The organism is Plantactinospora sp. KLBMP9567, assembly GCF_033446045.1.
Lineage (GTDB): Bacteria > Actinomycetota > Actinomycetes > Mycobacteriales > Micromonosporaceae > Plantactinospora.
Map to the genome: position 1 here is coordinate 194,903 of NZ_JAWQRR010000033.1, position 22,726 is coordinate 217,628.

At 70.7% G+C, this 22,726-nt stretch carries 19 protein-coding genes; 8 read left to right on the forward strand and 11 right to left on the reverse strand.

Translation table 11 applies throughout. The annotated features are described in order from the left end of the window. Positions 1 to 20: 20 nt before the first annotated feature. Positions 21 to 2,510 (reverse strand): FHA domain-containing protein, encoded by a 2,490-nt coding sequence (locus R6Y94_RS25060; RefSeq protein WP_318398294.1) that lies wholly within the window; start codon positions 2,508 to 2,510, stop codon positions 21 to 23. After that, positions 2,507 to 4,444 (reverse strand): serine/threonine-protein kinase, encoded by a 1,938-nt coding sequence (locus tag R6Y94_RS25065; protein ID WP_318398295.1) that lies wholly within the window; start codon positions 4,442 to 4,444, stop codon positions 2,507 to 2,509. The genes R6Y94_RS25060 and R6Y94_RS25065 overlap by 4 nt, the downstream gene beginning before the upstream one ends. 131 nt (positions 4,445 to 4,575) lie before the next feature. On the opposite strand from R6Y94_RS25065, the gene R6Y94_RS25070 reads away from it, so the two are divergent. Further along, positions 4,576 to 7,569, forward strand: coding sequence for an AfsR/SARP family transcriptional regulator (locus R6Y94_RS25070; RefSeq protein ID WP_318398296.1), 2,994 nt, complete (start codon positions 4,576 to 4,578; stop codon positions 7,567 to 7,569). A 202-nt stretch (positions 7,570 to 7,771) separates the two neighbouring features. Here the strand turns inward: R6Y94_RS25070 and R6Y94_RS25075 are convergent, their stop codons facing one another. The 3 genes from R6Y94_RS25075 to R6Y94_RS25085 form a co-directional block, all read right to left on the reverse strand. Then, a complete protein-coding gene (locus R6Y94_RS25075; protein WP_318398297.1) occupies positions 7,772 to 8,857 on the reverse strand; it encodes a DUF2293 domain-containing protein in 1,086 nt (361 codons plus the stop codon). Between the two features lie 318 nt (positions 8,858 to 9,175). Next, entirely contained in the window at positions 9,176 to 9,820 is a 645-nt protein-coding gene (locus R6Y94_RS25080) for a TetR/AcrR family transcriptional regulator (RefSeq protein ID WP_318398298.1), read from the reverse strand. A gap of 431 nt (positions 9,821 to 10,251) precedes the next feature. Next, positions 10,252 to 10,812: a nuclear transport factor 2 family protein gene (locus R6Y94_RS25085; RefSeq protein WP_318398299.1), complete on the reverse strand. Its 561-nt coding sequence runs from the start codon at positions 10,810 to 10,812 to the stop codon at positions 10,252 to 10,254. A 180-nt stretch (positions 10,813 to 10,992) separates the two neighbouring features. Between R6Y94_RS25085 and R6Y94_RS25090 the strand changes: the two genes are divergently transcribed. Together R6Y94_RS25090 and R6Y94_RS45300 are read left to right on the forward strand one after the other, a co-directional pair. Continuing rightward, complete coding sequence (locus tag R6Y94_RS25090) at positions 10,993 to 11,373, forward strand: hypothetical protein (RefSeq protein ID WP_318398300.1); 381 nt, start codon at positions 10,993 to 10,995, stop codon at positions 11,371 to 11,373. Continuing rightward, entirely contained in the window at positions 11,309 to 11,584 is a 276-nt protein-coding gene (locus tag R6Y94_RS45300; protein ID WP_412102869.1) for a hypothetical protein, read from the forward strand. Before R6Y94_RS25090 ends, R6Y94_RS45300 begins: the two co-directional genes overlap by 65 nt. A gap of 154 nt (positions 11,585 to 11,738) precedes the next feature. On the opposite strand, the gene R6Y94_RS25100 is transcribed toward R6Y94_RS45300, so the two are convergent. Both R6Y94_RS25100 and R6Y94_RS25105 read right to left on the reverse strand, forming a co-directional pair. Then, positions 11,739 to 12,950: a GDSL-type esterase/lipase family protein gene (locus tag R6Y94_RS25100; protein WP_412102870.1), complete on the reverse strand. Its 1,212-nt coding sequence runs from the start codon at positions 12,948 to 12,950 to the stop codon at positions 11,739 to 11,741. Next, complete coding sequence (locus R6Y94_RS25105) at positions 12,950 to 13,528, reverse strand: TetR/AcrR family transcriptional regulator (protein ID WP_318398303.1); 579 nt, start codon at positions 13,526 to 13,528, stop codon at positions 12,950 to 12,952. The genes R6Y94_RS25100 and R6Y94_RS25105 overlap by 1 nt, the downstream gene beginning before the upstream one ends. A 258-nt stretch (positions 13,529 to 13,786) precedes the next feature. Here R6Y94_RS25105 and R6Y94_RS25110 point away from each other — a divergent pair, with 258 nt between their 5' ends. From R6Y94_RS25110 to R6Y94_RS25125, 4 genes are all read left to right on the forward strand, one after another. Beyond that, positions 13,787 to 14,467 carry a hypothetical protein gene (locus R6Y94_RS25110; protein WP_318398304.1) on the forward strand — a complete coding sequence of 227 codons (681 nt, stop codon included), beginning with the start codon at positions 13,787 to 13,789 and terminating at the stop codon, positions 14,465 to 14,467. Between the two features lies 1 nt (position 14,468). Next, a complete protein-coding gene (locus tag R6Y94_RS25115) occupies positions 14,469 to 15,908 on the forward strand; it encodes an NAD(P)/FAD-dependent oxidoreductase (RefSeq protein ID WP_318398305.1) in 1,440 nt (479 codons plus the stop codon). A 262-nt stretch (positions 15,909 to 16,170) separates the two neighbouring features. Next, on the forward strand, positions 16,171 to 16,365 hold the full coding sequence (locus R6Y94_RS25120) for a hypothetical protein (protein ID WP_318398306.1): 195 nt from the start codon (positions 16,171 to 16,173) through the stop codon (positions 16,363 to 16,365). A 96-nt stretch (positions 16,366 to 16,461) separates the two neighbouring features. Then, positions 16,462 to 16,764, forward strand: coding sequence for a hypothetical protein (locus R6Y94_RS25125; protein WP_318398307.1), 303 nt, complete (start codon positions 16,462 to 16,464; stop codon positions 16,762 to 16,764). A gap of 410 nt (positions 16,765 to 17,174) precedes the next feature. Here the strand turns inward: R6Y94_RS25125 and R6Y94_RS25130 are convergent, their stop codons facing one another. From R6Y94_RS25130 to R6Y94_RS25145, 4 genes are all read right to left on the reverse strand, one after another. Beyond that, positions 17,175 to 18,071: an RNA polymerase sigma-70 factor gene (locus tag R6Y94_RS25130; RefSeq protein WP_318398308.1), complete on the reverse strand. Its 897-nt coding sequence runs from the start codon at positions 18,069 to 18,071 to the stop codon at positions 17,175 to 17,177. A gap of 287 nt (positions 18,072 to 18,358) precedes the next feature. Further along, positions 18,359 to 19,555 carry an NAD(P)/FAD-dependent oxidoreductase gene (locus tag R6Y94_RS25135; protein ID WP_318398309.1) on the reverse strand — a complete coding sequence of 399 codons (1,197 nt, stop codon included), beginning with the start codon at positions 19,553 to 19,555 and terminating at the stop codon, positions 18,359 to 18,361. Positions 19,556 to 20,020: 465 nt separating this feature from the next. Then, positions 20,021 to 21,301 carry a cation:proton antiporter gene (locus R6Y94_RS25140; RefSeq protein WP_318398310.1) on the reverse strand — a complete coding sequence of 427 codons (1,281 nt, stop codon included), beginning with the start codon at positions 21,299 to 21,301 and terminating at the stop codon, positions 20,021 to 20,023. Between the two features lie 103 nt (positions 21,302 to 21,404). Then, positions 21,405 to 22,004: a TetR family transcriptional regulator gene (locus R6Y94_RS25145; RefSeq protein ID WP_318398311.1), complete on the reverse strand. Its 600-nt coding sequence runs from the start codon at positions 22,002 to 22,004 to the stop codon at positions 21,405 to 21,407. Positions 22,005 to 22,056: 52 nt separating this feature from the next. Here R6Y94_RS25145 and R6Y94_RS25150 point away from each other — a divergent pair. Further along, positions 22,057 to 22,726: ABC transporter ATP-binding protein (locus R6Y94_RS25150; RefSeq protein WP_318398312.1), on the forward strand; the 670-nt coding region annotated here is incomplete at its 3' end.

Consider the following 22,726-nt stretch of genomic DNA (forward strand, 5'->3'; position numbering starts at 1 on the left):
GAACTCCGCTGCCCCCGTGGTCAGCGCCCCGGTTCGTGGCGCCGCAGCGCCCACCGGGTGGCGGCGGTCAGCACGCCGGCCTGTAGCGCCAGGACACCCATCGCCCACCACCACGCACCGGTCCTGTGCCGCCACAGCGCGTCCGCAGACGGATTGACCGTCAGCGAACGGAGGTCGACCGTTGCCGCCGCGGCGGCGTACCCCCACCGGGCGGGTGCGAACCACGACAGCTGCTCCACCCCGGTGCGGTCGACCACCTCGAACAGTCCGCCGCAGAGCACGAGCTGTGCCATCACCAGTCCCACCAGGACCGGCATGGTCTGCTCCCCGGTGGAGACGTACGCGCTGACCAGCAGTCCCAGCACGGCCGCCGTCAGGGCGGTCAGCCAGACCACCACGATCAGCTCCAGCAGTGGCCACGGCAGCGCCAGCGCCCGCGGTGCCCCGGACCGGCCGGCGAGGCCGACCACCACGAACAGCGCCGCCTGGACCGCGGTCACCACCGCGAACACCGACAGCTTCGACCCCAGGTACGCGCTCGGCGCCAGCCCCACCGCACGTTCTCGGCGGTAGATGGCACGTTCGCGGACCAGTTCCCGGATGCCGCCGCCGAGCCCGACGAAGATCCCACCGACGATCAGCACGACGAGCAGCTGTGCCGGTTCGAGGCTCGGCCCGGAGGCCGACCGGGTGAAGCCGGCGCCACCGGGGATCACGTGCAGCAGCGCGGCGAGCCCGAGCGGCAGGCCGAGCAGCAGGGCGGCGTACGTCCGGTCCGCCAGGGTGACGGCCGCCATCCGCCGGGTCAGGATCGTCAACTGCCGCCGCCAGCTCTGCCGCGCAGGCTGCGCCGGGGCAGGCTGGGCGTGCGCCGGTCGGGCCTGCGCCGGTTTGTCCTGCGCCGGTTTGTCCTGTGCCGGGTGGGCCTGTCCCGAACGGTTGCCGGGCCCGCCCGGTCCGACGGCGGCGGGCCGGGGCGGCAGCGTGGCCGCATAGCGCGCGGCCCAGCCATCCGGGTCGTCGGCCACCTGCTTGAACACGTCGGCGTACTCCCGGGCGCCGAAGAACCGCAGCAGCCCGTCAGGCGGTCCGACGTAGGCCACCTTGCCACCCCGCCCGAGCACGAGCACCCGGTCGCAGACGTTGAGGTGCAGCGGGCTGTGGGTGATCACCACGACGGTGCGGCCCCGGTCGGCGAGGTCCCGCAGACTGGTCATCACGTCCCGGTCCAGCGCCGGGTCGAGCCCGGAGGTGGGTTCGTCGAGGAAGAGCAGCGACGGCTCGGTGAGCAGCTCCAGCGCGACCGAGGTGCGCTTGCGCTGGCCGCCGGAGAGAGTGTCGATCCGCTGGTCCGCCTGACTGGTCAGACCGAGCTGGTCGATCACCTCGCCGACCCGCCGCTCCCGCTCCGTGCCCGTCACGTCGGGCCCGAACCGCAGCGCGGCGGCATACCGCAGGGCCCGGCGCACGGTCAGCGCCGAGTGCAGGATGTCGTCCTGCGGCACCAGGCCGATCCGGTGCCGCAGTTCGTCGTACTCGGCGTACAGGTCGCGGCCCTGGTAGCTGACCGTGCCCTCGTCGGCCGGACGGTAGCCGGTCAACGCGGCGAGCAGGGTCGACTTGCCCGCCCCGCTCGGACCCATCACGGCGAGCAGGCTGCACTCGTCCAACGCGAAGCTGACCTTGTCGAGCAGCCGCCTGCCGCCCGCCACGGTGACGCCCAGTCCGTCGGCGTGCAGCGAGACGCGCCCGGCGTCGACGTACTCGCGCAGCTCGGCGGCGTCGACGACGAGTTGGTGCCGGCCGAACGACAGCAGGTCACCCGGGCGCAACTCGGCGGTGCTGACCCGGCGGCCGTTGACGAAGGTGCCGTTGCGGGTGCCGAGATCGACCAGGTTCAGACCGGCGGGGGTGCGGAGCAGCTCCGCGTGGTACCGCGACACCAGCAGGTCGTCCAGGACGATGTCGTTGTCAGGGGCGCGGCCGATCCGGGTCCGCCGAGCAGCCTGGTACGTCGCGGACGGTACCCGTCCGGCCTCGAACCGTGGCGTGCCCGCGCCGGACGTACCTCCGGCCGGCATCCCCGACGGTGTGCCCGGCGTACCCGGCGGCGTGCCCGTGCCGGGCGGGCCCGGCAGCGCGACCACGGCGGCCGTGGTCGACGGTGGCGGCGCGAGCGGTGGCCGGGTGACCTGCGGCGATGTCGGTGTCGACGCCGGCCGCAGGGTGAGCCGGGGACCGTCGAACCCGCCGAGCCGGACCTCCACCGGCCCGGTCAGGTCCAGCTCGGAGACCCGGCCGGCCGGCGTGTAGGTGCCGTTCTGGCCGCCCAGGTCGCGCATCCGCCAGCGTCCGGCCTGGTAACGCAGCTCCAGGTGCTCCCGGGACACGCGCGGGTCGTCGACGACGATCCGGCACAGCGGGTCCCGGCCGACCCGGAGCGCCCCCTCCTCCGGGGTGACCCGCCGTTCCCCGTCCGGGGCGCCGATCAGCAGGACCGCGTCGGTCATGCCCCACCCTTGGGCAGTCGCTTGGCCATCGCGGTGGCGAGCTGGATCGCGTCGGACTGGTATCTACCCCTACCCTTCACCGCTACCTCGATGACCACCTGCCCGCGTCGGACGAAAACGATGGCGATGTCGTAGTACTGCCCGGTGTCGGTGAAGATGCCGAGGGCCTCGTCACCGAGCTTCGGGACCTGCATCTCGGACCACCTCCCGCATCCCGTGGCCTTCGTCCGGACCGCGTCGAAGAAGGCGTCCGCCTCGTCGGCGTAGAAGCCCGCGACCGCCGAGTCCACGTTCGGGTAGCTTCCGGTGTTGACGTCGAAGCCGTTGCTCTCGCTGGCGCCGATCGCGTGCGCGGTGACCCTCCCGTCGCTGCACAGGTTCAACGCGGCGAGCCCGCCCTGCAGGGAGTCATCCGCGTCCCGGGGACGGATGACCTCGCGGCGTGCCTTCAGCACGGCCGTGATGTCGGCGGCTGTGACCAGCGCCGGCTGCAGCGCGGTGATCGGTGGCGGCGGCTTGCTCCTGTCGTACGACCGGGTGGGGGTGGCGCCGGGCCCCGCCCCGAACAGGTCCCCGTCCGGCGAGGCCCGGTATATCCCGACACAGCAGGCGACGAGGGAGAACAGCAGCACGCCGACGACGATCAGCGGTGCCTTGCTGCGCTTCTTCCTCGGCGGCGGGGTGCTGAGGAAACCACCGGCGGCAGGGGAGAGCCGTGGACCCCCGGGGCTGCTCGGCGGCATCGGATAGCCCGACGGCGGTGGTGGCGACACCGGCCCGGTGGCACCGCTCGGACCGGACGGCATCGGATAGCCCGACGGCGGTGGTGGCGACACCGGCCCGGTGGCACCGCTCGGACCGGACGGCATCGGATAGCCCGACGGCGGTGGTGGCGACGTCGGCCGGACGCCACCCGTCGAGCCCGGCGGCATCGGATAGCCGGGCGACGCCGGGGCGGCGTCCGGCGAGACCGGCGGCGCGGGCCCGAACGACGTCTCGGGCAGCACGGAACCGGCCGATGATCCCGGCCCGACGGCGCCGCCCTCCGGAACCCCGGCGCCGACCGACGTCTCCGGCGGTGCGGTACGCAGCGCCCGGACCCAGGCCGCCGCACTCGCCGGCCGGGCCTCCGGCTGCACCGCGAGCATTGCGACGATGCCCCGCACCTGCCGATCCTGGCCCGGTCCGAGCGCCGCGGTCAGCCGCTGCACCATTCCCGCCGGGTCACCGGGCAGCGGTGGGTTTCCGGTGATCGCGTAGTAGACGGTGGCGCCGAGGGTGAACCGGTCGGTCGCGGGGGTGTACTCGCCACGGGCCAGCGACTCCGGTGCCATGAACGGAGCGGTGCCGAAGATCCGCGACGTGCGATCGGTGCTGCGCAGGCGTACCAGCCCGAAGTCCACCAGGTAGACCCGGCCGTCGGGGGCGAGCAGGATGTTCGCCGGCTTGATGTCGCGGTGCAGTACCGGGGCAGCGCTGGTGTCCCGACCGCTGTGCAGGTAGTCGATCGCCTCGGCGACCTGCTGTAGCGGGGCCAGTACGTCGAGCCCGCGCACGTCACCGCGTTCCAGCGCCGTCTGGAGGCTGGGACCCTCGATCCACTTCATCACGAAGTAGAGCCGCCGGCCCGCCGCATCCGGCTGCTGCCCGGCCGGATGCGGCGGCGCGCCGACGAAGACCTCCTTCACCTTCACCAGCGCCGGATGCTCCAGGTGGGTCAGCAGGGCTGCCTGTAGCCGCAACTCCTCCAACTGCCGGTCGGCAGCCGAGTCGTCGTCGAGCCGGATCAGCTTCACGGCGTACGAGAACGAGTCGGCGCCGTGGCGCTCCCGGGCCAGCCACACCTCGCCCTCGCCGCCCGCCGCACGCCGTTGCACCAGTTCGTACCGGTCCGGTGCGTCCGCCGGACCGACGTACCCGGGCCCCCCGTCCATCGACACCCTGATCCACCCGATCTCTTCCGCCCTGGCCGCGTCCGCCGTCAAGCTAACGGATCTTTCCGGTGTGGATCCGCCACTTGTTAGCGAGTTGTGAGTATCTGGGCGAGGTGCGGTAACAATGGCCCGTGCAGTTCGGAATCCTGGGGCCCGTCGAGGTCCGACACGACGGGCGGCTCCTGCCCAGCGGCAGCGGGCGGGAACGGCTGGTGCTGGCCAGCCTGTTGCTCGGCGCCGGGAAGCTGCTCCCCGCGGACGTGCTGATCACCCGGCTGTGGCAGCAGCCGCCCGGCTCCGCCCGGGCCCAGCTGCACAACCTGATAAGCGGCCTGCGCCGCCGGTTCCGGGCCGCGGACCCGGACCTGATCGAGACCCGACCCACCGGGTACCTGCTGCGCCTGCGCGGACATCGTCTGGACCTGACGGAGTTCCGCGACCTTGCCGACCGGGGACGTGCGGCCGCTTCGGGTGGGGATCACACCGCCGCGGTGGCGTTGCTGGACCAGGCGCTGGCGCTGTGGCGCGGCCCGGCGCTGGCCGACGTCGCCGGAGCGGACAGCGGGCGACTCCGCGACGCCCTGCACGGCGAGCGGCTCGGTGCGGCCCAGGCCAAGCTCGACGCCGTGCTGGGGCTCGCGGACTACGAGACGGTGCTGCGCGAGGTCGAGCCGCTGCTCGCCGACAATCCGTACGCGGAGCGGCTCTACCGCCAGCAGATGTCGGCGCTGGCCGGCCTGGGCCGGCGCGCCGAGGCGCTCGCGGTCTACCGCCGCGCCTACCGGCGGTTCGCCGACGGCCTGGGACTGGAGCCGGGGCCGTCGCTGCGCGCGACACAACAGCGGATCCTGCTCGGTGAACCGCTGGCCGGGGCGGGCCCGGAGCGGATGCGTCCGGTGCCGAGGCAGCTTCCGCCGGCGCCGGCGCTGACCGGCCGGGAGTCGCTGCTCGACCGGATCCTCGGGCGGATGACCACCCCGGACCCGACCTCCGCCCCGGTCGTGCTCCTGACCGGTCCCGGCGGGGTCGGCAAGAGCGCGCTGGCGCTGGCGGCAGGTCACCGGCTGGGCGCGGCCTTCCCGGACGGGCAGCTCTACGCCGACCTGCGGGGCAGCCACGACACGCCGGCAGATCCGTACCGGATCATGGAGCGTTTCCTGCGGGCGCTGGGCGTCGCGGGCGGTGATGTTCCGGACGATCCCGAGGAGCGGGTGACGCTGTACCGCAGCCACCTGGCCCGGGGCCGGATGCTGGCGGTCCTGGACGACGCGGCCGACGAGGCGCAGCTACGGCCGTTGCTGCCGGGATCGGCCGGTAGCGGCGCGGTAGTGACCTCCCGGCGACAACTGGCCGCGATGCTGGGCGCCGCCCGGGTCGCGGTACCCGCACTGTCCACGGAGGACGCGGTACGGCTGCTGACGGACGCTGTCGGCGAGGCGAGGATCGCCGCCGAACCGGAAGCGGCGCGGGAGATCTCGCGGCTCTGCGGCGGGCTGCCGCTGGCGCTCTGCATCGCCGCCGCCCGGCTGGCGGTAGGGCCCCAGGAGACCGTCGACGAGCTACGGCAGCGGTTGGCGGTGGAACGGGGCCGGCTGGACGAACTGGCCGTCGGCGACCTCGACGTCCGGGCCAGCATCGCGTTGAGCTACCGGGCGCTGCCCGCCGAGGCGCGGCGGTTGATGCGGCGGCTGGGGCTGCTCAGCACCACCGACTCGGCGCGCTGGGCCGCCCAGGCGCTGCTGGACACCACCGACGGGCGGGCGCTTACGCTGCTGCACCAGGTCGCCGACGTACACCTGGTCGAACCGCTCGGCCGGGACGCCGTCGGGCAGCAGCGGTACCGGCTGCATGACCTGGTCGCCGAGTACGCCCGGGAGCGGCTCACGGTCGATGACGAGCCGGTCGACCGGGAGCAGGCACTGGCGCGGCTGCTGCGCGGCTGGCTCGGCCTGGCCGGCGAGGCCGACGAGCTGCTCGCCACTCCAGAGGCGGAACGGAACCGGGAGCCCGGGCCGATGGGCAACAGCGGTCAGCGCGCCCTCCGTGCCGACCCGCTCGCCTGGTTCGAGACCGAACGCGCCGGCCTCGTGGCGGCGGTCGGCCAGGCGGGTCGGGCCGACCTGCCGGATCTGGCCGGCGGGCTCGCCCTGCGGCTGTCCGGGTTCCTCCGGCTCCGCTCCTACGACGACGACCTGGAGCACGTGCTGCGCCTCGCTCTGTCCTACGTACCCGCCTCCGGCGCGGATCCGCTCCGGGCCCGACTGCTCGGCGAACTCTTCGCCGCCTGCCTCGGCCGGGACCGGTACGCCGAACTGCCCGCCATCGCGGCAGAGCAGCTCGCGGTGGCCCGCCGGATCGACGACCCACAACTGCTGGTACGCGCGCTCACCAACACCGGCCTGGCGGCGCTGCGCGCCGGGCCGTCCGGGGAGGCGTTCGACTGGCTGGCCCGGGCGGTGAGTACGGCCCGGGACCCGCAGCTGCCCGGTCAGCTGCAACGCGACAGCCTGGCCACCCTCGGCTTCGCGTACTGGGAGATGGGCGACCCCGGCCGGGCCGTGCCGCTGCTGGCGGAGGCGCTGACCATCAGCGGTGCCCCCGTCCATCCGCTGCGGGACGCGCTGCACCGCTACCACTACGGGCTGGCGTTGACCGACATGGGAGAGCTGGGTGGCGCGCGACAGGCACTCGCCGAAGCGATGGAGGTCAGCGTGCGGCTACGCGACGACCTCGGCACGGCGTACCTGGAGCAGGCGCTCGCCGATGTCGACATTCGCGAGGGCAGGTTGCCGGAGGCGGCGCGGCGACTGGACCGGGCGCTGACCGGACACGAGACGATAGGGCACCGCGACGGGCTCGCCGAAACGCTGCGTTCCATGGGGGACCTGGCCGCCGCCGAGAACCGGTGGGCGGACGCGGAGGCGTCGCTTCGGCGCGCCCTGGGACTGTGCCGGCGGATCGGGGCCCGCCCCCAGGCCGCCCGGGTGCTGGCTCGGCTGGACCGGGTCAGCGCGGTGGCCGGCGACGACGGCGCCGCCGCGGCGTACCGGGCGGAGTGGCAGGCCATCCTCGACGGGTTGAACTTGGAGGAGGGGGCGCTGCAACTCCCGTCGTTCCTCCGTTGATGCGGGCGGCATCAGCGGGAGCTGGCGCCCGCAGCGCCTCAGTCGACCGGTGCCGAGCCGTACCCCGACCGTACCGGGTAGCCAGCGACGGGCGACGGCACGCTCCCGATCAGACGTTTCCTCCGGTTCGCCAGCGGGCGACCAGGTCGGCCCGGCGCGCGGGGCGAGCGGTGGCTGCGGCATCGGGACAGCCCGGCGGTCGTCAGGCGTTGGTGCGCCAGGTGGTAAGGACGCGGTCGATGTCGGTGCGGATCCGCTCCCGTGCCTCGGCGCGCGGGATGCCGGCCATCAGCAGTTGGTCGTACTCGGTGTCCTCGTGCCGGATCGAGGCGATCACCGCGCGGGTCATCGCTTCGTGGTCTACGGCGCGGCCGGCTGCGGAGCGTCCGACCCGGCCGCTGCCCCGCAGCCCGGTGTGTCCGGCGATCGCCTCGGCTCTGGAAGCTGGACAACCTGGGAAGAGCCGAAGGATCTCCTCGGTCATCCGGGCCGTCAACGCCACGTCCTGGTCGGCCCGGCGTTCGCGGTCTCGCTCGCGGCGGCGTAGCCGCGCGGCCTCGTCACCCAGGCACTGCCGTTCGGCGCTGTCCAGCCCGGCCGGTTCCACCAGCAGCCCCAGCCGGTCGTACCGTTTCCGGGCCCGGTTGAAGCGCACCACCATGGCGGACAGGGTGCTGGCCTTCTTCGCTCGTCGGGTCATCGCCGCGTCCCCGGCGGGCAGGAAGACCAGATGATCCAGGTCCGTACAGGTCAGGCAGAGGATCTGCGCGTCTTCGGAGACGAGTAGTTCTCCTGTCTGTCCGCACTCGGCGCAGGTCCACGCGGTGACCGCCGAGTGCACCACCAGGTCGGGCGGCGTGCTCTGCCGCTGTACCAGCCGCGCCCGCGCGGTTTCGGAGAGCGTGCCGGAGGCCCAGTGTGTCCGATAAGCTCGCTCGATGTCGGGATCGCCGTCGGTGGTGAAGCGCAGCGGGCGGCGGTCGCGGGTCGCGGCGAGGTAGTCGACCTCGTCCGGCTGCAGTCCCTCGTCCCGCGCCCAACGACCGAAAATCTCCAGCGCCTCCAGCAGCCGCGACGGCGGCACCGCCGCACCCCGCTCCAACTCCGGAACACGGCCCTGGCGCCACCGGTCCACCACGTTGCCCGGAAGCCAACCGAGCGCGCTGAGCAGGGTGAGCGGCGAAACATACCGATGACGGGCCAACGCGGCCTGCGCGGCGGCAACCACACGCCGCTCCAGCTTCGAGCCGGTCGGCTGCCCGTCAGGCGGGGGCGGGGGAGTAGACATGACTTCGCGAGGATAGCTAGCCGACGGACGGGGCGCGGCGCCGTGGTGTCGCCGGGCGTCACAGTGCACGGCCCGTGCGGCCGGCACTGTGGCCAGCACCGTCGCGAGCTGGCAGGTCCGCTCTGCGGCGAGAGGGAGTTCCGATTCATCCATCCCAACGAGGCCTTGGCCTCAACCCCACCGGCGGTCCAACAGCGCCACTACCGAGCCATCTTCATCGTGGGTGGCGGGCGTCTTCGGCGGTGTGAAGGACGAGGGCAGCCTGCACGATCTGGGCGGTCGGCGGCCCTTGCCGCGCCAGCCAGTGAGTTGTCGAGGTCAGGCTCGTGTGTTGAGTTCGGGTGCGCATCGCAACTGGCCCGCGGAATCGGTCGGCTGGCGCTGGCCGTGGATCCGGACCAGTCCTTCGATTCCGCGGAGGAAGGTCTCGGACACCAGTGCCGGGTCGAACAGGCAACCGGCTGCCATGGCGCCGTCGCGCAGCATGACGAAGTGGCGCGCGGCGGCATCCGACGAGTCCTCCGCGACCTGCGCCATCAACATCGTGAGTCGGTCCAGGAACCATTGCCGGTGGGCGATGATCTGCTGGTGCACCGGATGACCGGAGTCCGGGTACTCCGCGGCGGCGTTCAGGAAGGCGCATCCGCGGAATCCGGGAGACTGGATGCTTTGAGCGATGGAGTTCGCCACGGCCACGAGGGCGTCGACCGGCGACGGGTTGGCGGCGATCACCGCGTCGACCGCGCTGCGGTCCATCTGGTGGACCTCGCGCAGGTAGGTGAGCACAAGGTCCTCCTTGCCCGGGAAGTGCCGGTAGAAGGTGGCCCGGGTGACCTTCGCCTCGGCGATGATCCGGTCGACACCGACCGCGTGGATGCCCTCCGCGTAGAAGATCCGGATTGCGGTGTTGAGTAGCCGGAGCCGCGCCTCGGAGGGCCGGGGTCCGGTTTCGGTGCGCGTCATGCGACTACTTTAGCGAATAGAACGTTCGGTCTACCAGTCCGTGCTCGTGGCAGCGGTCAAACTCGCCGAGGGCCGCTCGGGCGCCCTCGTCGTCCGCCTGTAGAAGCGGCAGACACGGGTACCCGGTCGACCGTCCGGCCGAGACTTCGACGTCACCGTCGCCTGGACGACGGACCTGCCCGAACGTGATCTCGACCAGCGCGCGTGGCAGTCCCCGGAGAACGTCGAACTCGAGCTGCGGCCGTTCCAGATCGTGACGCTGCGCTTCAGGTCGGCCCGATGACTGAACCCTTTTCAACCTGAACCGCGCGGCGCTCACACACCGGGTCCGAACTCGCGCTCCGACGGACCGCAAGGGGAGGTTGAGAAAGGTTCACTGGTACGGCTGACCGTCGCCGAGCGCGCCGCAGTCGGCGACGTGCCCGCAGACATCATCGCGGCCTGACCCTCGGTCGAGGCGGTCGGGTGAACGAAAGGAGACGGCCGGCGGCGCGGAGGAACGACCGGAGCTCCGCGTCGTTCGGTCGAATCCGGAGTCCGGCGTACGCGAACGCGTCCGCGTATTCGGCCATCCGCACGATCCTGCCGTCGTTGATGTCGAAGATGGTGACGTAATGGTTGCGGTACGGCTTGCCGGTGCGAGCGACGACCATGTTCCCCTTTCCGCGAAAGAACACCTGAGATCCGTCCGGGGACGCCGACCATTCGGTGTCGCTCCAGCGCAGCGGGTTGAATTTGCCCATCAAACCTTCGGTGTACGCGAGGACCTCGTGCCGGCCCTTGAGATGGGCGACGCAGACCGCTCTCCGGTTCTCGCCGGTGACGATGGTGGCGGCGCCATCGCCGTACCTGGTCCTCTTGGTGTGCATGAAGAGCTGCTGGGCGTCGGGCGCCAAGGCTTCCGCGACGGCGTCCAGGTCCTTCGCCTCGACGGCGGTGATGAAATGCTGGGCGATCCGCAGTGCGGATCCAGCTTCGGGCGTCTGCTTCATTCAGGCATTGCCGTTCCCTGGTGGTGCGGAAATGTTCCGCTCTGCTCGTACCGTCCTGTTTTGCGCCTGATCGAGTGCATGCGGTCCACCGCCGATCGGGGGAGACCACGTCACGCCTGGTACCAGGAGGGCCACGCCCGCGACGGTCGCCGGAACAGGGCCGCGCCCAGCGTCCGTCACGTGAGGTCCTCACGGCGCTGGCGGGCGTTCGAGTTCGCCGCCGCTGAGCGAGATCACTTGTTCCGGCTGGCCGGCGAGTTGCCTCCCGAGCCGGAGTCGCCGGGTGCCGAGATCCGGCCGGGTTTCCTCCGTCTGCTCCGCACCCTCGACGACACCATGCCGGTCAGCATCCACGACGGACGTCTCGACATGGTGGCCTACAACGCCGCCGCGGCCGAGCTTTTCGGGCAGCTATCGGCCACCGGGCGGTTCCGGCGCAACATCGTCTATCAGTGCTTCACCGCTGTGGCGGTCACGGAGGTGCTCGGCGAGGACGGTGTTGAGGAACTGGCGCGGGTGTCGACCGCGGAGTTGCGGTCGGCGCTCAGCCGGCCACGATGACGAGTACCTTCAGTCGCTGCGGGCCGAGCTCTGGGAGGAGAACGCCGCCTTTCGCGATCTTTGGGAGCAGGGCGCCGTCGGTGCGTGGCGGTCGGCCGTCAAGCGCCTGCGCCACCCGAGCCGCGGATGGCTGACCTTCGACACCGAAGTCCTGCACGACCACGAACGAGACCACTGGGTCATGCTCTACACCCCGCGCGACACTGCCTGACCGCCCCCGACAAGGTCGCGGTGTGGGAGTGCCAGCGCAGGCGGCAGAGCACCACGCGGTAGAGGACGGCGTTGGCTTGCCGGGCGCCGCCGTGGTTGAGCCGGTGCCGGACGTCTCGTAACAGAGGGTAATGCCGATGGACTTGCGGGAAGAGTCACATCGATCCCTTTCCGTTGACGCGATGGCCTTGCCCCTGCGGACGGGTTGGTTCCGGCGCGGGTTCGTTCATCGGGCGGAACGGGCCGGCGCCGGTGAAGGCGTACTCGGCGAACCGCGCGCCGATCCGCTGGTGGGCCGCGGGGCTCGGGTGCAAGCCGTCGGATAACGGGAGCTCCGCGGCGTCGTTTGAGCCGTACAGGGAAGTGCCGTCCAGGTAGTGCAGGTTCTTGTCGGCCGTGCGACGGTCGGCCAGTGAGCGGAGCTCGCGCCGGATCACCTGGAGCGTCAGGCGCCCCAGCGTGACGTCCTCGGGTGTTCCGGTCGCGATGAAACGCACCTGGTCGCTGCCGATCGAGGCCGGGTCGATCGCGCCCGGGCCTGGACTGTGCTCGTGGATCCCGCAGAACAGCGGCGAGATCAGCAGCAGCGGTACGTCGGGGTGGCCGTCGCGGATCGTGTCGAGGAAGCCGTGGACGGCGGGGACGAAGGCCCGTAGCCGCATCGCGTCGAGGTTCACGACGTTGATGCCGAGCTTGATGCTGATGTAGTCGGCCGGGGCGTCGCGGATTACGCGGGCCAGGAACGGATCGACCAGCGCGCTGCCGCCCAAGCCGAGATTGCGTAGCTCGACACCGGCGCGGCGGGCGGCGACAGCCGGCCAGATTTCGCTGGGCGCGACTGCGTTCGAGCCGTGGCTGATCGAGCTGCCGTGATGCACCCACAGCGGCAGGCCGGCGTCGTCCGGCTCGATCGGGGCGTCGGCCCACAGGTTGATCAGTTCGATGCTCTCGTTGTGCGGCAGCCAGACCTCGATCCGGTGACGGCCGTCGGGCAGACCGGAAACCGCGGTCGTGTGCGCCTCCCCGAGGTGCAAGACGCTCCGGCCACTGGTGAGGTCGACCTCGATCCGGTCGCCGCCGTCGAGCGTGTCCCGGACGGCGAGCTCACCGTCGGCGTAGACGTCGATGCGCCCCCGTGGCCGCTCGGCGCCCCCGTACGCGATCCAGGTGGGGTGGGTCACCAGGGTGACCGAGCTCGCCGCCGTTCGGAACACGATGCGTACGCCGGACGGCTGGCTCTCCATCGAGAGAAGCTGCCCGTCCGGGAACTGCTCCCGCACCCAGGCGGGCAGCCGGTGCGGCCGGAGGCCGCGCGGGGTGACCTCGACCTCGGCGACGCCGCGAAGAAGTTTGGCGAGGACGTGCATCAGGAATTCCCTTCGGTCGACCAGTCGCGGAAGACGGTGTCGAGCGCATCCAGAGCCCGCCGCCAGGAGACCTCGGGCGGGGGCTCGCGGTGCCCGAAGCCGCCGTTCGCCTCGATCGCCAGGAAGCCGTTGATGGTCGCGCCGAGCAGCCGGGTGGCATGCACGAGCTCGGTCTCCGGCAGCTGGTAGCCCCGGAGCATCGCCAGGGTGAGCCGGACAAGGTGGCCGGCCGCGCCGGAGTCGACGGTCGATGCCGCCGCCGGGCGTTGCAGAGCGGTCCAGCGGCCGGGGAACCGGCGGGCATAGTCGCGGTGCGCGTCGGCGAGAGCGATCAGGGCGTCTCGTCCCGAGCGGCCGCTGATGGCCATCGCTATCTGGCCGGCGAGCTCGCCGAGTGCCAGCTCGTGCACGCCGTCGAGCAGGGCGGACCGGTCGCGGACATGGGAGTAGAGGCTTGCGGTCTGCACCCCGAACCGGCGGGCCAGCGCCGACAGGGTGATCGTGTCGAACCCCTCCCGGTCCGCCAGCTCTGCCGCCGCAGCGATGACGACCGCCGGGGTCAAGTTCGCTCGTCCCATGCCCGCATCCTACGCCATGAAGCTAGAAACCTAATGTATTTAGGGTCACGGGGAGGTCGCCCTCCGCTGGCGGGTCTCGAGCCGATCGTGTGCCTCCGGAACGATCTGGTCGGTGCCGACCAAGTGGTCCCCTCCGACCAAGAGGCCGCCAAAGGCCCTCATTTCCGTGTTTTGGGCAGCCGGAACTTCGCTTCGGACGGCCACTCTTCCGTCTCGCTGCGATCTATACGCCGATCGTAGCGGATAGAACGTTCCGTCTTGACAGAGCGGATCGCGGGTGTCATCGTTGGGAGCCGACAGAACGTTCGTTCTTCAGGAGTGGTGTTCCGGCCGTGGCTGACGCTGGTTGCGGTGGCCTCAGGAACCGACGAAGGGATGATCATGATCACCGTTGCCGCGCCCGGTATCTCGTCGACGGCGGCTGCTCTGCGGCGGCTGTATTTCGTGCGTTTCGTGTTCGCGATCGTCTGGGCTGGGGTGATGTTCGCGATCACGGATGAGCTCAACCCGGTGGTGGGCACCTTGTTCGTGTTGTACCCGCTGTTCGACGTGGCGGCTGCTGTGGTCGATGCCCGGGCGTCGCGCAGCACGGGATCGCCGGCCCTGCTCTACCTCAACATCGCGGTCAGCTCGCTCGCTGCCATCGGTCTGGCCGTCGCCGCCGCCTCCGGCATCCCGGCCGTGCTGCGGGTGTGGGGCGCGTGGGCGGTGGTCGCCGGTCTGATCCAGCTGATCGTGGCGGTCCGGCGCCGCAGGATGGGCGGCCAGTGGCCGATGATCTTCAGCGGTGGCCTGTCTGTGCTGGCCGGTGGCTCGTTCTTCGCGGCCGCCTCGACGGCGGACCCGGCGTTGACCAACGCGGTCGGTTACGCGATTCCGGGTGCGATCTTCTTCCTCGTCTCGGCTGTGCGGCTGGGCCGCGCGGCGAAGGAAAACTGACATGAGTGCCACGACGTTTGACGTGATCGTGCTCGGCGCGGGGCCGGTGGGGGAGAACGTCGCCGATCGGGTGGTGCAGGGCGGTCTGACCGCCGCCATCGTGGAACGCGAGCTCGTCGGTGGAGAGTGCTCGTACTGGGCGTGCATGCCGACCAAGGCGTTGCTGCGCAGTGCATCGGCGTTGCGGGCAGCGCGCCGGCTGCCTGGCGCCCGTGAGGCCGTGACCGGTGAGCTGGATGCGGCAGCGGTGCTGCGCCGCCGCGACGCGTTCGCCTCGAACTGGAAGGACGACGGCCAGGTGTCCTGGCTGGACTCGGCCGGGATCGCCTTGTTCCGTGGTCAGGGCCGGATCAGCTCGGAACGAGTCGTCGAGGTGGCCGGTGCTGACGGTGCCATCGTCACGCTGACGGCCCGGCACGCGGTGGTCGTCGCGACCGGCAGTGGTGCGCTGCTCCCGGACATCACCGGCCTGCCTGAAGCGAAGCCCTGGACGAGCCGGGAGGCGGCCGCGGCGACCGAGGTGCCGGGTCGGCTTGCGGTGATCGGTGGGGGCGTGGTGGCCACCGAGATGGCCACCGCGTACGCGAGCCTCGGTTCGGTGGTGACGGTGCTGGCCCGGGACGGAGTGCTGCCGCTGGCTGAGCCGTTCGCCGGTGAACTCGTCACCGAGTCGCTGCAGGAGGCGGGGGTATCGGTGCGGGTGGGTGCTGAGGCGGTGGCGGTGAGCCGCGACAGCGACGGCACCGTGCACCTGACCCTGGCTGATGGTGGGCAGGTGGAGGCCGATGAGCTGTTGGTGGCGACCGGTCGTACCCCGAACACCCAGGACATCGGCCTGGACCGGATCGGTTTCAAGCCCGGCGGCTGGTTGCCGGTCGATGACACGTTGCGGGTCGTTGACGAAGGCGGGGCGCTGGTCGGTGGGGGCTGGCTGTATGCCGCGGGTGATGTGAACCGGCGGGTGCTGCTCACTCACCAGGGCAAATACCAGGCCCGCGCGGTCGGTGATGTCATCGTGGCCCGGGCCAAGGGTGAGACCGTCGAGGACGACCGGTGGGGGCGGCACGCCGCCACGGCTGATGAGCGGGCGGTACCGCAGGTGGTGTTCACCGAGCCGGAGATCGCCTCGGTCGGGCTGACCGCGGCCACTGCCGAGGCCGCCGGACTGCGGATCCGGGTCCTGGACTACGACCTGGCCGCGGTGGCCGGCTCGGCGTTGCACGCCGAGGGCTACCAGGGCCACGCCCGGATGGTCGTCGACGAAGACCGCAAAGTGATCGTCGGGTTCACCCTCGCCGGCCCCGACGTCGCCGAACTGCTGCACGCCGCCACCATCGCCGTCGTCGGCGAAGTCCCCCTCGACCGGCTCTGGCACGCGGTACCCGCCTACCCCACCGTCAGCGAAGTCTGGCTCCGCCTGCTCGAAGCGTACGGTCGCTGACGTGAGCTGTGGCCTCCTCGTCCCGTCGCTGTTCACGGCCGGGACGAGGAGTGATCCCGGTGGCCGGTCAGCTTCACGTACCTCTTCCGGTGCCAGGCTCGGTGCGGGTAGACGACCCGTCACGAAGATCATCATGCAAGCCGCGCGGTGACCTCTCACGCTCAGGACGTGTCCGGAACCGCACGTTCTGTGCAGTGGGGGAGCGGCGGTCCGCTCGCCCACTGCGGGTGGACCGCCGCTACCCCGTCGAATGGGGTAACACATGACCGCCGAAGTTGAGGACCGCACCGGCGCGGTGGCCGCGCCGATGACGTCGGCCCAGATCCGCCGGGCGATGTCCGGCCTGTCCATCGGCATCTTCGTGGCGATCCTGTCGTCGACCATCGTCAGCCTCCGGCGGCTCGCCGTTTGCCCACCTCAGGTGCCCGTAAGGACCGAGTGCCACGTATTCAAGTGAGAGTTGGAATGTTCGGTCTTGAGGCTGGGAATCGCCGCTGTCTGGCGTCGAATAAGAAAGAACGTTCGTTACGCAACGTCCGGCAAGGAGACCATCATGCCTACCAAGATCACGTTGATCGTCGACAACCCCGCGAACCCGGACGAGTTCGAGAAGGCCTACGCCGAGGTGCTGGCGGCCGCGATGACGTTCCCGAAGCTTCAGCGGGTGGAGTCGGCCAAGGTGTGGCCGAAGGAGGACGGCACGCCCACGCCCGCGTACCGGACCCTCGACCTTTACTTCGACAGCTACGAGGACGCCTCCGCGGCGGTCGCCACCCCCGCAGCCGGCGCTGTCTTCGGCGGCCTCCAGGGCACGCAGGTGACGTTCAAGGGCCTGTTCTCGGACGTCGAGCAGTAGTAGTGCTCGCTGCATCGGCGCCCGGGGCGCCGGGCGCCGATGCAGTCGACCGGTGCGAGGGCTGCCACCGGTTGACGAGCGTATGCGGGAAGTCGGTGGCGAGGGGGGAGCTTCCCCCAGGTGGCGAGGTCGTGGTCGACGGCGTCGCGGCCCACCCGGACCACCCGCAGGGCAGCGGAGCCGAGGACGAGGTGGCGCGGCGACTGCGGCTGCGGCACGTCGAGGATGTACAGGACGGCGGCCGCCGTGCGGGGGGTCGCCGAGTTGCCGGCCGCTGTTGTTGCGGCGGGCGTCGCGGATGGTTCGAACAACTCGTCGTAGTCGGCGATGGAGCGCGGGCCCGGGGCATCGAGCGTCCGACCCAGTCGGTGCGGACGACCGAGCTCCACCGCTGCTTTCGCGTCTGGTGTTCATCGCAGGGTGAGCGGGATTTCGGATGTGACTCGGGTCAGTTTTGCCGGGTTGCGGACGTAGTAGAGGCCGGTGACCCGGGCGTTTTCGACGCGGACCGCTAGGATAGCGTCGATTTCGCCGTCGAGGCGGAGGACGAGTGCGGGGTTGCCGTTGACCAGGGTGGGGTTGCTGGTGAGGGTGGCTTCGAGCTTGCCGAGGCCGCTGACGAAGAAGCGAGTTATCTTCTCGGCGCCGGTGACTGGCCGCAGCGCGGCGTGTTTGATGCCGCCGCCGTCGGCGACCAGGACCACGTCGGGTGCGAGCACGTCAAGGAGGACCTGTGGGTCCCCGGTTTCGAGCGCGCGTTGCAGCGATTCCAGAGCCGTTCGGGTTTCGTTCGGGGAGACCACCTGGCGGGGGCGGCGGGCGTCAACGTGCTGGCGGGCGCGGTGGGCGATCTGGCGGACGGCGGCGGGGCTCTTGCCGACGGCGGCGGCGATTTCGTTGTAGCTGATATCGAACGCTTCGCGTAGCACGAAGACGGCGCGCTCGGTCGGTGACAGCGTCTCCAGGACGAGCATGAGTGCCATCGACATGCTCTCGGCGAGTTCGGCGTCCTCGGCGATGTCCGGCGCGGTGAGCAGTGGTTCAGGCAGCCAGGGACCGACGTAGGCTTCTTTGCGGCGCTTCATCGTGCGTAGCCGGTTGAGCGCTTGCCGGGTCGTGATGCGGACCAGGTAGGCGCGCTGGTCCCGTACTGGTCCCAGGTCGACCTTGACCCAGCGCAGCCAGGTTTCCTGGAGGACGTCTTCGGCGTCGGCCGCCGATCCGAGCATCTCGTAGGCGACGGTGAACAGTAGGTTGCGATGGGCGACGAACGTCTCGGTCGCCGGGTCGATGGCGTGGGCGCCCATGTCTCGGCTCTCTCCCTTCCCGGCTGGCCCGTTGCCGGATGTCCTGTGAGGGGCGGATCCAGCACGGTCCTCTTGCGGTGGTAGTCGTTCGAACCGACCGACCCTGCATTGGTGTGATGGACCGTGGGACACCGGTCGGCGTACGGCCGTGACAACGCCGAGCTGCCGGCGATCCATCGCTTTCGGAGCCGCTGCGGGGCGCACGCGTGCAGCGGCGCCGCGATCAGGCCGCTGCACGACGAGCTATCCCAGGTTCATTGACGATCGACCGAACTGCTCATGTATGGCTACGCTGTCCGTTCCGTAGTGGTCCGCGCCTGGCCACGGTTGGCGTCCAGCATCTGCTGCCGCTTGTTGTTCTTGAGCCAGCTGTGTGAACCAGGCTTGCGTGCCTCGACCGCCAGATGCTTGACGCTGGCCTCGCAGGAGTACTCCTTGAGCTTCGCGCCCGGGCGGCCGCCGAGGTAGACCCTGATCGCGATGTCGTCCTTGTTGGCCAGCTGGTAGATGCCGACACGACGCCCCAGACTGACGCACATGGCGGTGGCGAGCACACTCACCGGTGCGGGTCGCTCGCCCGTGATCCGGTGGAGTACCGTGTCGGCGGCGTGCGCGCCCAGACACCCCGCGGCATAGGCGCTCATCCGGAACGGCAGGTTCGACGGTGCCGCCGAATCCCCGGCCGCGACGACGTGCTTATCATCGACGCTGGTCAACGTCTCGTCGGTGAGTAGCCGCCCTACGGCGTCGGTGCTCAGCCCGCTGCGGGCCGCCAGGTCCGGCACGCCGAACCCGGCGGTCCAGATGGTCACCTCGCTCGGCAGCCTGCGACCGCCGCTGAGGTGTACGGCGTCGGGCGTCACCGCTGTGACCTTGGTGTCAGGGCCGTCGAGCACGGTCACCCCGAGCTTGGCCATCCGCTTGGAAGCCGTGCGTCGGGCCTGCGGGTGCAGATACGGACCGAGTACTCCGCCGCAGACCAGGGCGACTCGACGACCCTGCTCCGCCAACTCGGCGGCGGTCTCGATGCCGGTCGGACCGGCGCCGACCACCGTCACCTCGGCCGTTGCGGGCGCGGCGGCGAGGACGGACCGCAACCGCTGCGCCGCTTCCAAGGTGGCGATCGGGTAGGCGAACTCGGCTGCTCCCGGCGTACGCCAATCAGTGCTTTCGCTGCCCACCGCATAGATCAGATAGTCGTAACCCACCGTGCCGCCCTTCACCAGCGTCACGTTGCGCCCGGCCGCGTCGATCCTGGCCACGGTGTCGACCACCAACCGGACCCGCTCGGCCAGGATTTCCCGGTACTCGACGACCGCGTCGTGGGACCCGCCCACCAGTTGGTGCAGGCGAAGCCGCGCGACGAAACGCGGACGCGGATTGATCAGCGTCACAGTCACGTCGTCACGCTGCGTCAGGCGATTGGCCGCCATCACGCCCGCGTACCCGCCACCGACCACCACCACACCGGTCTTCCCAGTCATTTGGTGCCTCCTTCATCCCGAGAGGGTTCCGCCACAAGACACCGCCCAAGCGACCGTTGTGACAGGCGTGAGACAGGTCACTGCGCAGCCGGGGCCCTCGGCATCACCGAGTCCGCAAGCCAGACGTATCCGTCCGCTGCCGTACCCATCGGCTTGACCCATGGTCAGCTACGGTCAGCGCTTCAGCGGAATTGGCGGCACCAACTCGATCGGGCGGCCTTCAGGTTGTCGGCTGGCTATGTTCACCTGGTACACCGGCTGCGGCTGGCCACCTCGTGGGGGCTGACGCGGGCGTCGTGTTCACCGTGTTTGCCGGTGGTGGGGCGAGATAGCAACGGAGACAGCGTGGTCTGATGAGGGCTCTCGGCCGGCTGGTGCGAGCAGGTCGGCCAGTTCGGTCGTGTTCGAACTGGCCGGGGTTGGCGGGTTGGTGTGCACGGAGCAGGGGACCAATGGTCAGGAACTTCATGCGGTTCCGTTGCCGGACCGGCCGGCAGGCGGATCCGGCTCAGGTTCGGGCGGTTGGGGCCGACGGCGGTTGAGTAGCCGGCGGCCATGCGTTTCCAGGCGTTGCTGCCAGGCCGGCAGCAGATCCGGGCCGAAGCCGCGGGCGACGATGACGTCGGTGGAGGAGTGCAGGAGGATGCTCAGCACGATGGTGAGGGCGACCAGCCCGAACGCCTCCTCAGCCACGGTGATCCCGGAGGCTAACAGGAGTAGGCCGTAGACGACCGAGGCGAAGCCCTTCGGGCCGAACCACATGGCGGCCAGTTGCTCGCGGAGGTCGAGTTTCGCGCCGAGGAACGATATCCACAGCGCGACCGGGCGGGCCGCGACCAGGGCCAGGATCGCGAACAGCCAGCCGGTCCCGGCGATGTCCGCGAAGAACGCTGGGGACAGCAGCGCGCCGAACACCAGCAGCGCGGCGAGCTTGAGGATTTCGGCCACCAACTCGCCGAAGTGTTCGAACGCCTCTCGCTGTTGGTGGCCGATCGTGGCCACGGTGATGCCGGCGGCGAACGCGGCCAGGAAGAGGTTGGCGTGGGTGGCCTGGCCCAGGGCGAGGACGAGCAGGCCGATGGCGACGGCGTTCAGGGGCAGGTACTGCGGGGAGACGGCGAGCCAGCGGGTGCGTTCCAGTCGGATCGCGATCCACGGCACCGCGATGCCGATGGCGATGCCCAGCAGCAGTTCGGTGCCGAGCGTCGTCAGATGCAGGTCGTCCTCGTTCGCGGCGATGGCGAGCAGGACCACCACAAACGGCAGCGCGAGCCCGTCGTTGACGCCGGATTCGACGTTGAGCAGGTGTCGCAACCGCCCGGGCACCCGCTCGTTGCCAACCAGCGCGGCGGCGAAGACCGGATCGGTCGGCGCGAGGATCGCGCCGACCAGTAGCGATTCGGGCCAGCCCAGGCCGGCGATGTAGTGCGCGAGTAGAGCGGTGACCAGCAGGGTGAGTGGCAGGCCCCAGCCGAGCGCGCGGCCGGGGAGCCGCCACGCCGCGCGCAGGTCGGTCCAGCCGACCCGCATGCCGTCGGTGAACAGCACCGCGAACAGGGCCAGTTCAGCCAGGGACGCCACTACCGGCGACTGCGCGGTGACATGGACGAGGCCGAACACGCCGTCACCGACGAGGAAACCCGCGACCAGGAACAGCACCGCCGTGGACAGCACCGTACGGTGGGCGAGCGCGGACAGCAGCACCGCCAGCAGCAGCACCACCGCGAAGATCAGCAACAGGTACATCGAGCTTCCCGTCGATCGGCATGGGCATCCTGACGCCGACCAGACTTCCCGGCACACCCAGGGGAACAACCTACCGGGCCGGGGAGTGCACTCGAACTTGCGGTCACTCGTCGATGGCGATCAATCCTCGGGCGATCAGTGTGACGGCGTGTTCCAGTTCGGCGCGGATGCGTTCCGGTGGGTCGCCGCGGTCCAGGCTGGCCAGGGCGGCGCCGACCAGGCCGCCCATCAGCGCGCCGCTGACGGTCGCCGCCGCCACGGCGTCGAGCTTTGGGTACGCGGTGCGCAGCCAGTCGGTGAAGATCTGTTGGGCTGTCAACAGTCGTTCCAGGGCCTTGGCGCGCAGTTCGGGGCGGGTTAGCACCAGCGCGGTGCGGGTGGCCCGGGCCGGGCCGAACATGCCGCCGTCGGTGGCGAACACCTGCTCCACCATCCGGTGCACGGCACGTACTGGCGGGGTGCCGCCGGGCAGGGCGGTGAGGGTCTCCCGCATGACCGCGATCCGTTCGTCGGTGTCGGCGAAGACCACGTCCTCGCGGGTCGGGAAGTAGGCGAAGAACGTGCGGGTGGAAACCTCCGCGGCAGCGGCGATGTCCGCCACCGTCGTCTGCTCGTACCCGCGCTCGGCGAACAGGCGCAACGCCGCGTCCGCCAGCGCCCGGCGGGTGCGGCGCTTCTTGCGCTCTCGCAAACCATCGGCCACGCTCAAATCTTACACTTGACGAAAGATTGCATGACATGCAGATACTCATCGCATGCGGGAAACTGCCATCGAGGTCGCCGGGTTGCGGGTCCGCTACCCGGGCGCGGCCACGGATGCCGTCGTCGGTATCGACTTCACGGTCCGCACCGGCGAGGTGTTCGGTTTCCTCGGCCCCAACGGCGCCGGGAAGTCCTCCACCCAACGGGTGCTGACCGGCCAGCTGGCGGCCTACCACGGCCGGGCGGTGGTTCTGGGCCGGCCGGTCCGTGACTGGCGCACCGACCTGTACCAGCGGATCGGGGTCGGGTTCGAGCTGCCGGCCCACTATCCGAGGCTCACTGCTCGGGAGAACCTCGCCGCGTTCGCCGGCCTGCATCGGCTGCCCGTCGCAGCGGTTGACGGAGCTCTCACGGCGGTCGGGCTCATCGAGGTGGCCGGCCGGCGTGCGAGTGAGCTGTCCAAGGGCATGCAGATGCGGCTCAACCTGGCCCGGGCGATTCTGCACCGACCGGACCTGCTCTTCCTCGACGAGCCGACTTCCGGGCTCGACCCCATTCACGCCGCCGGAGTCCGGTCGATCATCTCCGCCCAGGCTGCCGCCGGCCGCACGGTATTCCTCACCACGCACGACATGGCCACCGCCGACGAGCTGTGTGACCGGGTCGCGTTCATCCACCACGGTCGGCTGGCCGCGATCGACACACCCCGCGCGCTGCGGATGG

Bases quoted from the DNA above. Each gene is read 5' to 3' on its own strand.
- R6Y94_RS25060 (WP_318398294.1), bottom strand. From the start codon at position 2,510: ATGACCGACGCGGTCCTGCTGATCGGCGCCCCGGACGGGGAACGGCGG.
- R6Y94_RS25065 (WP_318398295.1), bottom strand. From the start codon at position 4,444: ATGGACGGGGGGCCCGGGTACGTCGGTCCGGCGGACGCACCGGACCGG.
- R6Y94_RS25075 (WP_318398297.1), bottom strand. From the start codon at position 8,857: ATGTCTACTCCCCCGCCCCCGCCTGACGGGCAGCCGACCGGCTCGAAG.
- R6Y94_RS25080 (WP_318398298.1), bottom strand. From the start codon at position 9,820: ATGACGCGCACCGAAACCGGACCCCGGCCCTCCGAGGCGCGGCTCCGG.
- R6Y94_RS25085 (WP_318398299.1), bottom strand. From the start codon at position 10,812: ATGAAGCAGACGCCCGAAGCTGGATCCGCACTGCGGATCGCCCAGCAT.
- R6Y94_RS25100 (WP_412102870.1), bottom strand. From the start codon at position 12,950: ATGCACGTCCTCGCCAAACTTCTTCGCGGCGTCGCCGAGGTCGAGGTC.
- R6Y94_RS25105 (WP_318398303.1), bottom strand. From the start codon at position 13,528: ATGGGACGAGCGAACTTGACCCCGGCGGTCGTCATCGCTGCGGCGGCA.
- R6Y94_RS25115 (WP_318398305.1), top strand. From the start codon at position 14,469: ATGAGTGCCACGACGTTTGACGTGATCGTGCTCGGCGCGGGGCCGGTG.
- R6Y94_RS25120 (WP_318398306.1), top strand. From the start codon at position 16,171: ATGACCGCCGAAGTTGAGGACCGCACCGGCGCGGTGGCCGCGCCGATG.
- R6Y94_RS25125 (WP_318398307.1), top strand. From the start codon at position 16,462: ATGCCTACCAAGATCACGTTGATCGTCGACAACCCCGCGAACCCGGAC.
- R6Y94_RS25130 (WP_318398308.1), bottom strand. From the start codon at position 18,071: ATGGGCGCCCACGCCATCGACCCGGCGACCGAGACGTTCGTCGCCCAT.
- R6Y94_RS25135 (WP_318398309.1), bottom strand. From the start codon at position 19,555: ATGACTGGGAAGACCGGTGTGGTGGTGGTCGGTGGCGGGTACGCGGGC.
- R6Y94_RS25140 (WP_318398310.1), bottom strand. From the start codon at position 21,301: ATGTACCTGTTGCTGATCTTCGCGGTGGTGCTGCTGCTGGCGGTGCTG.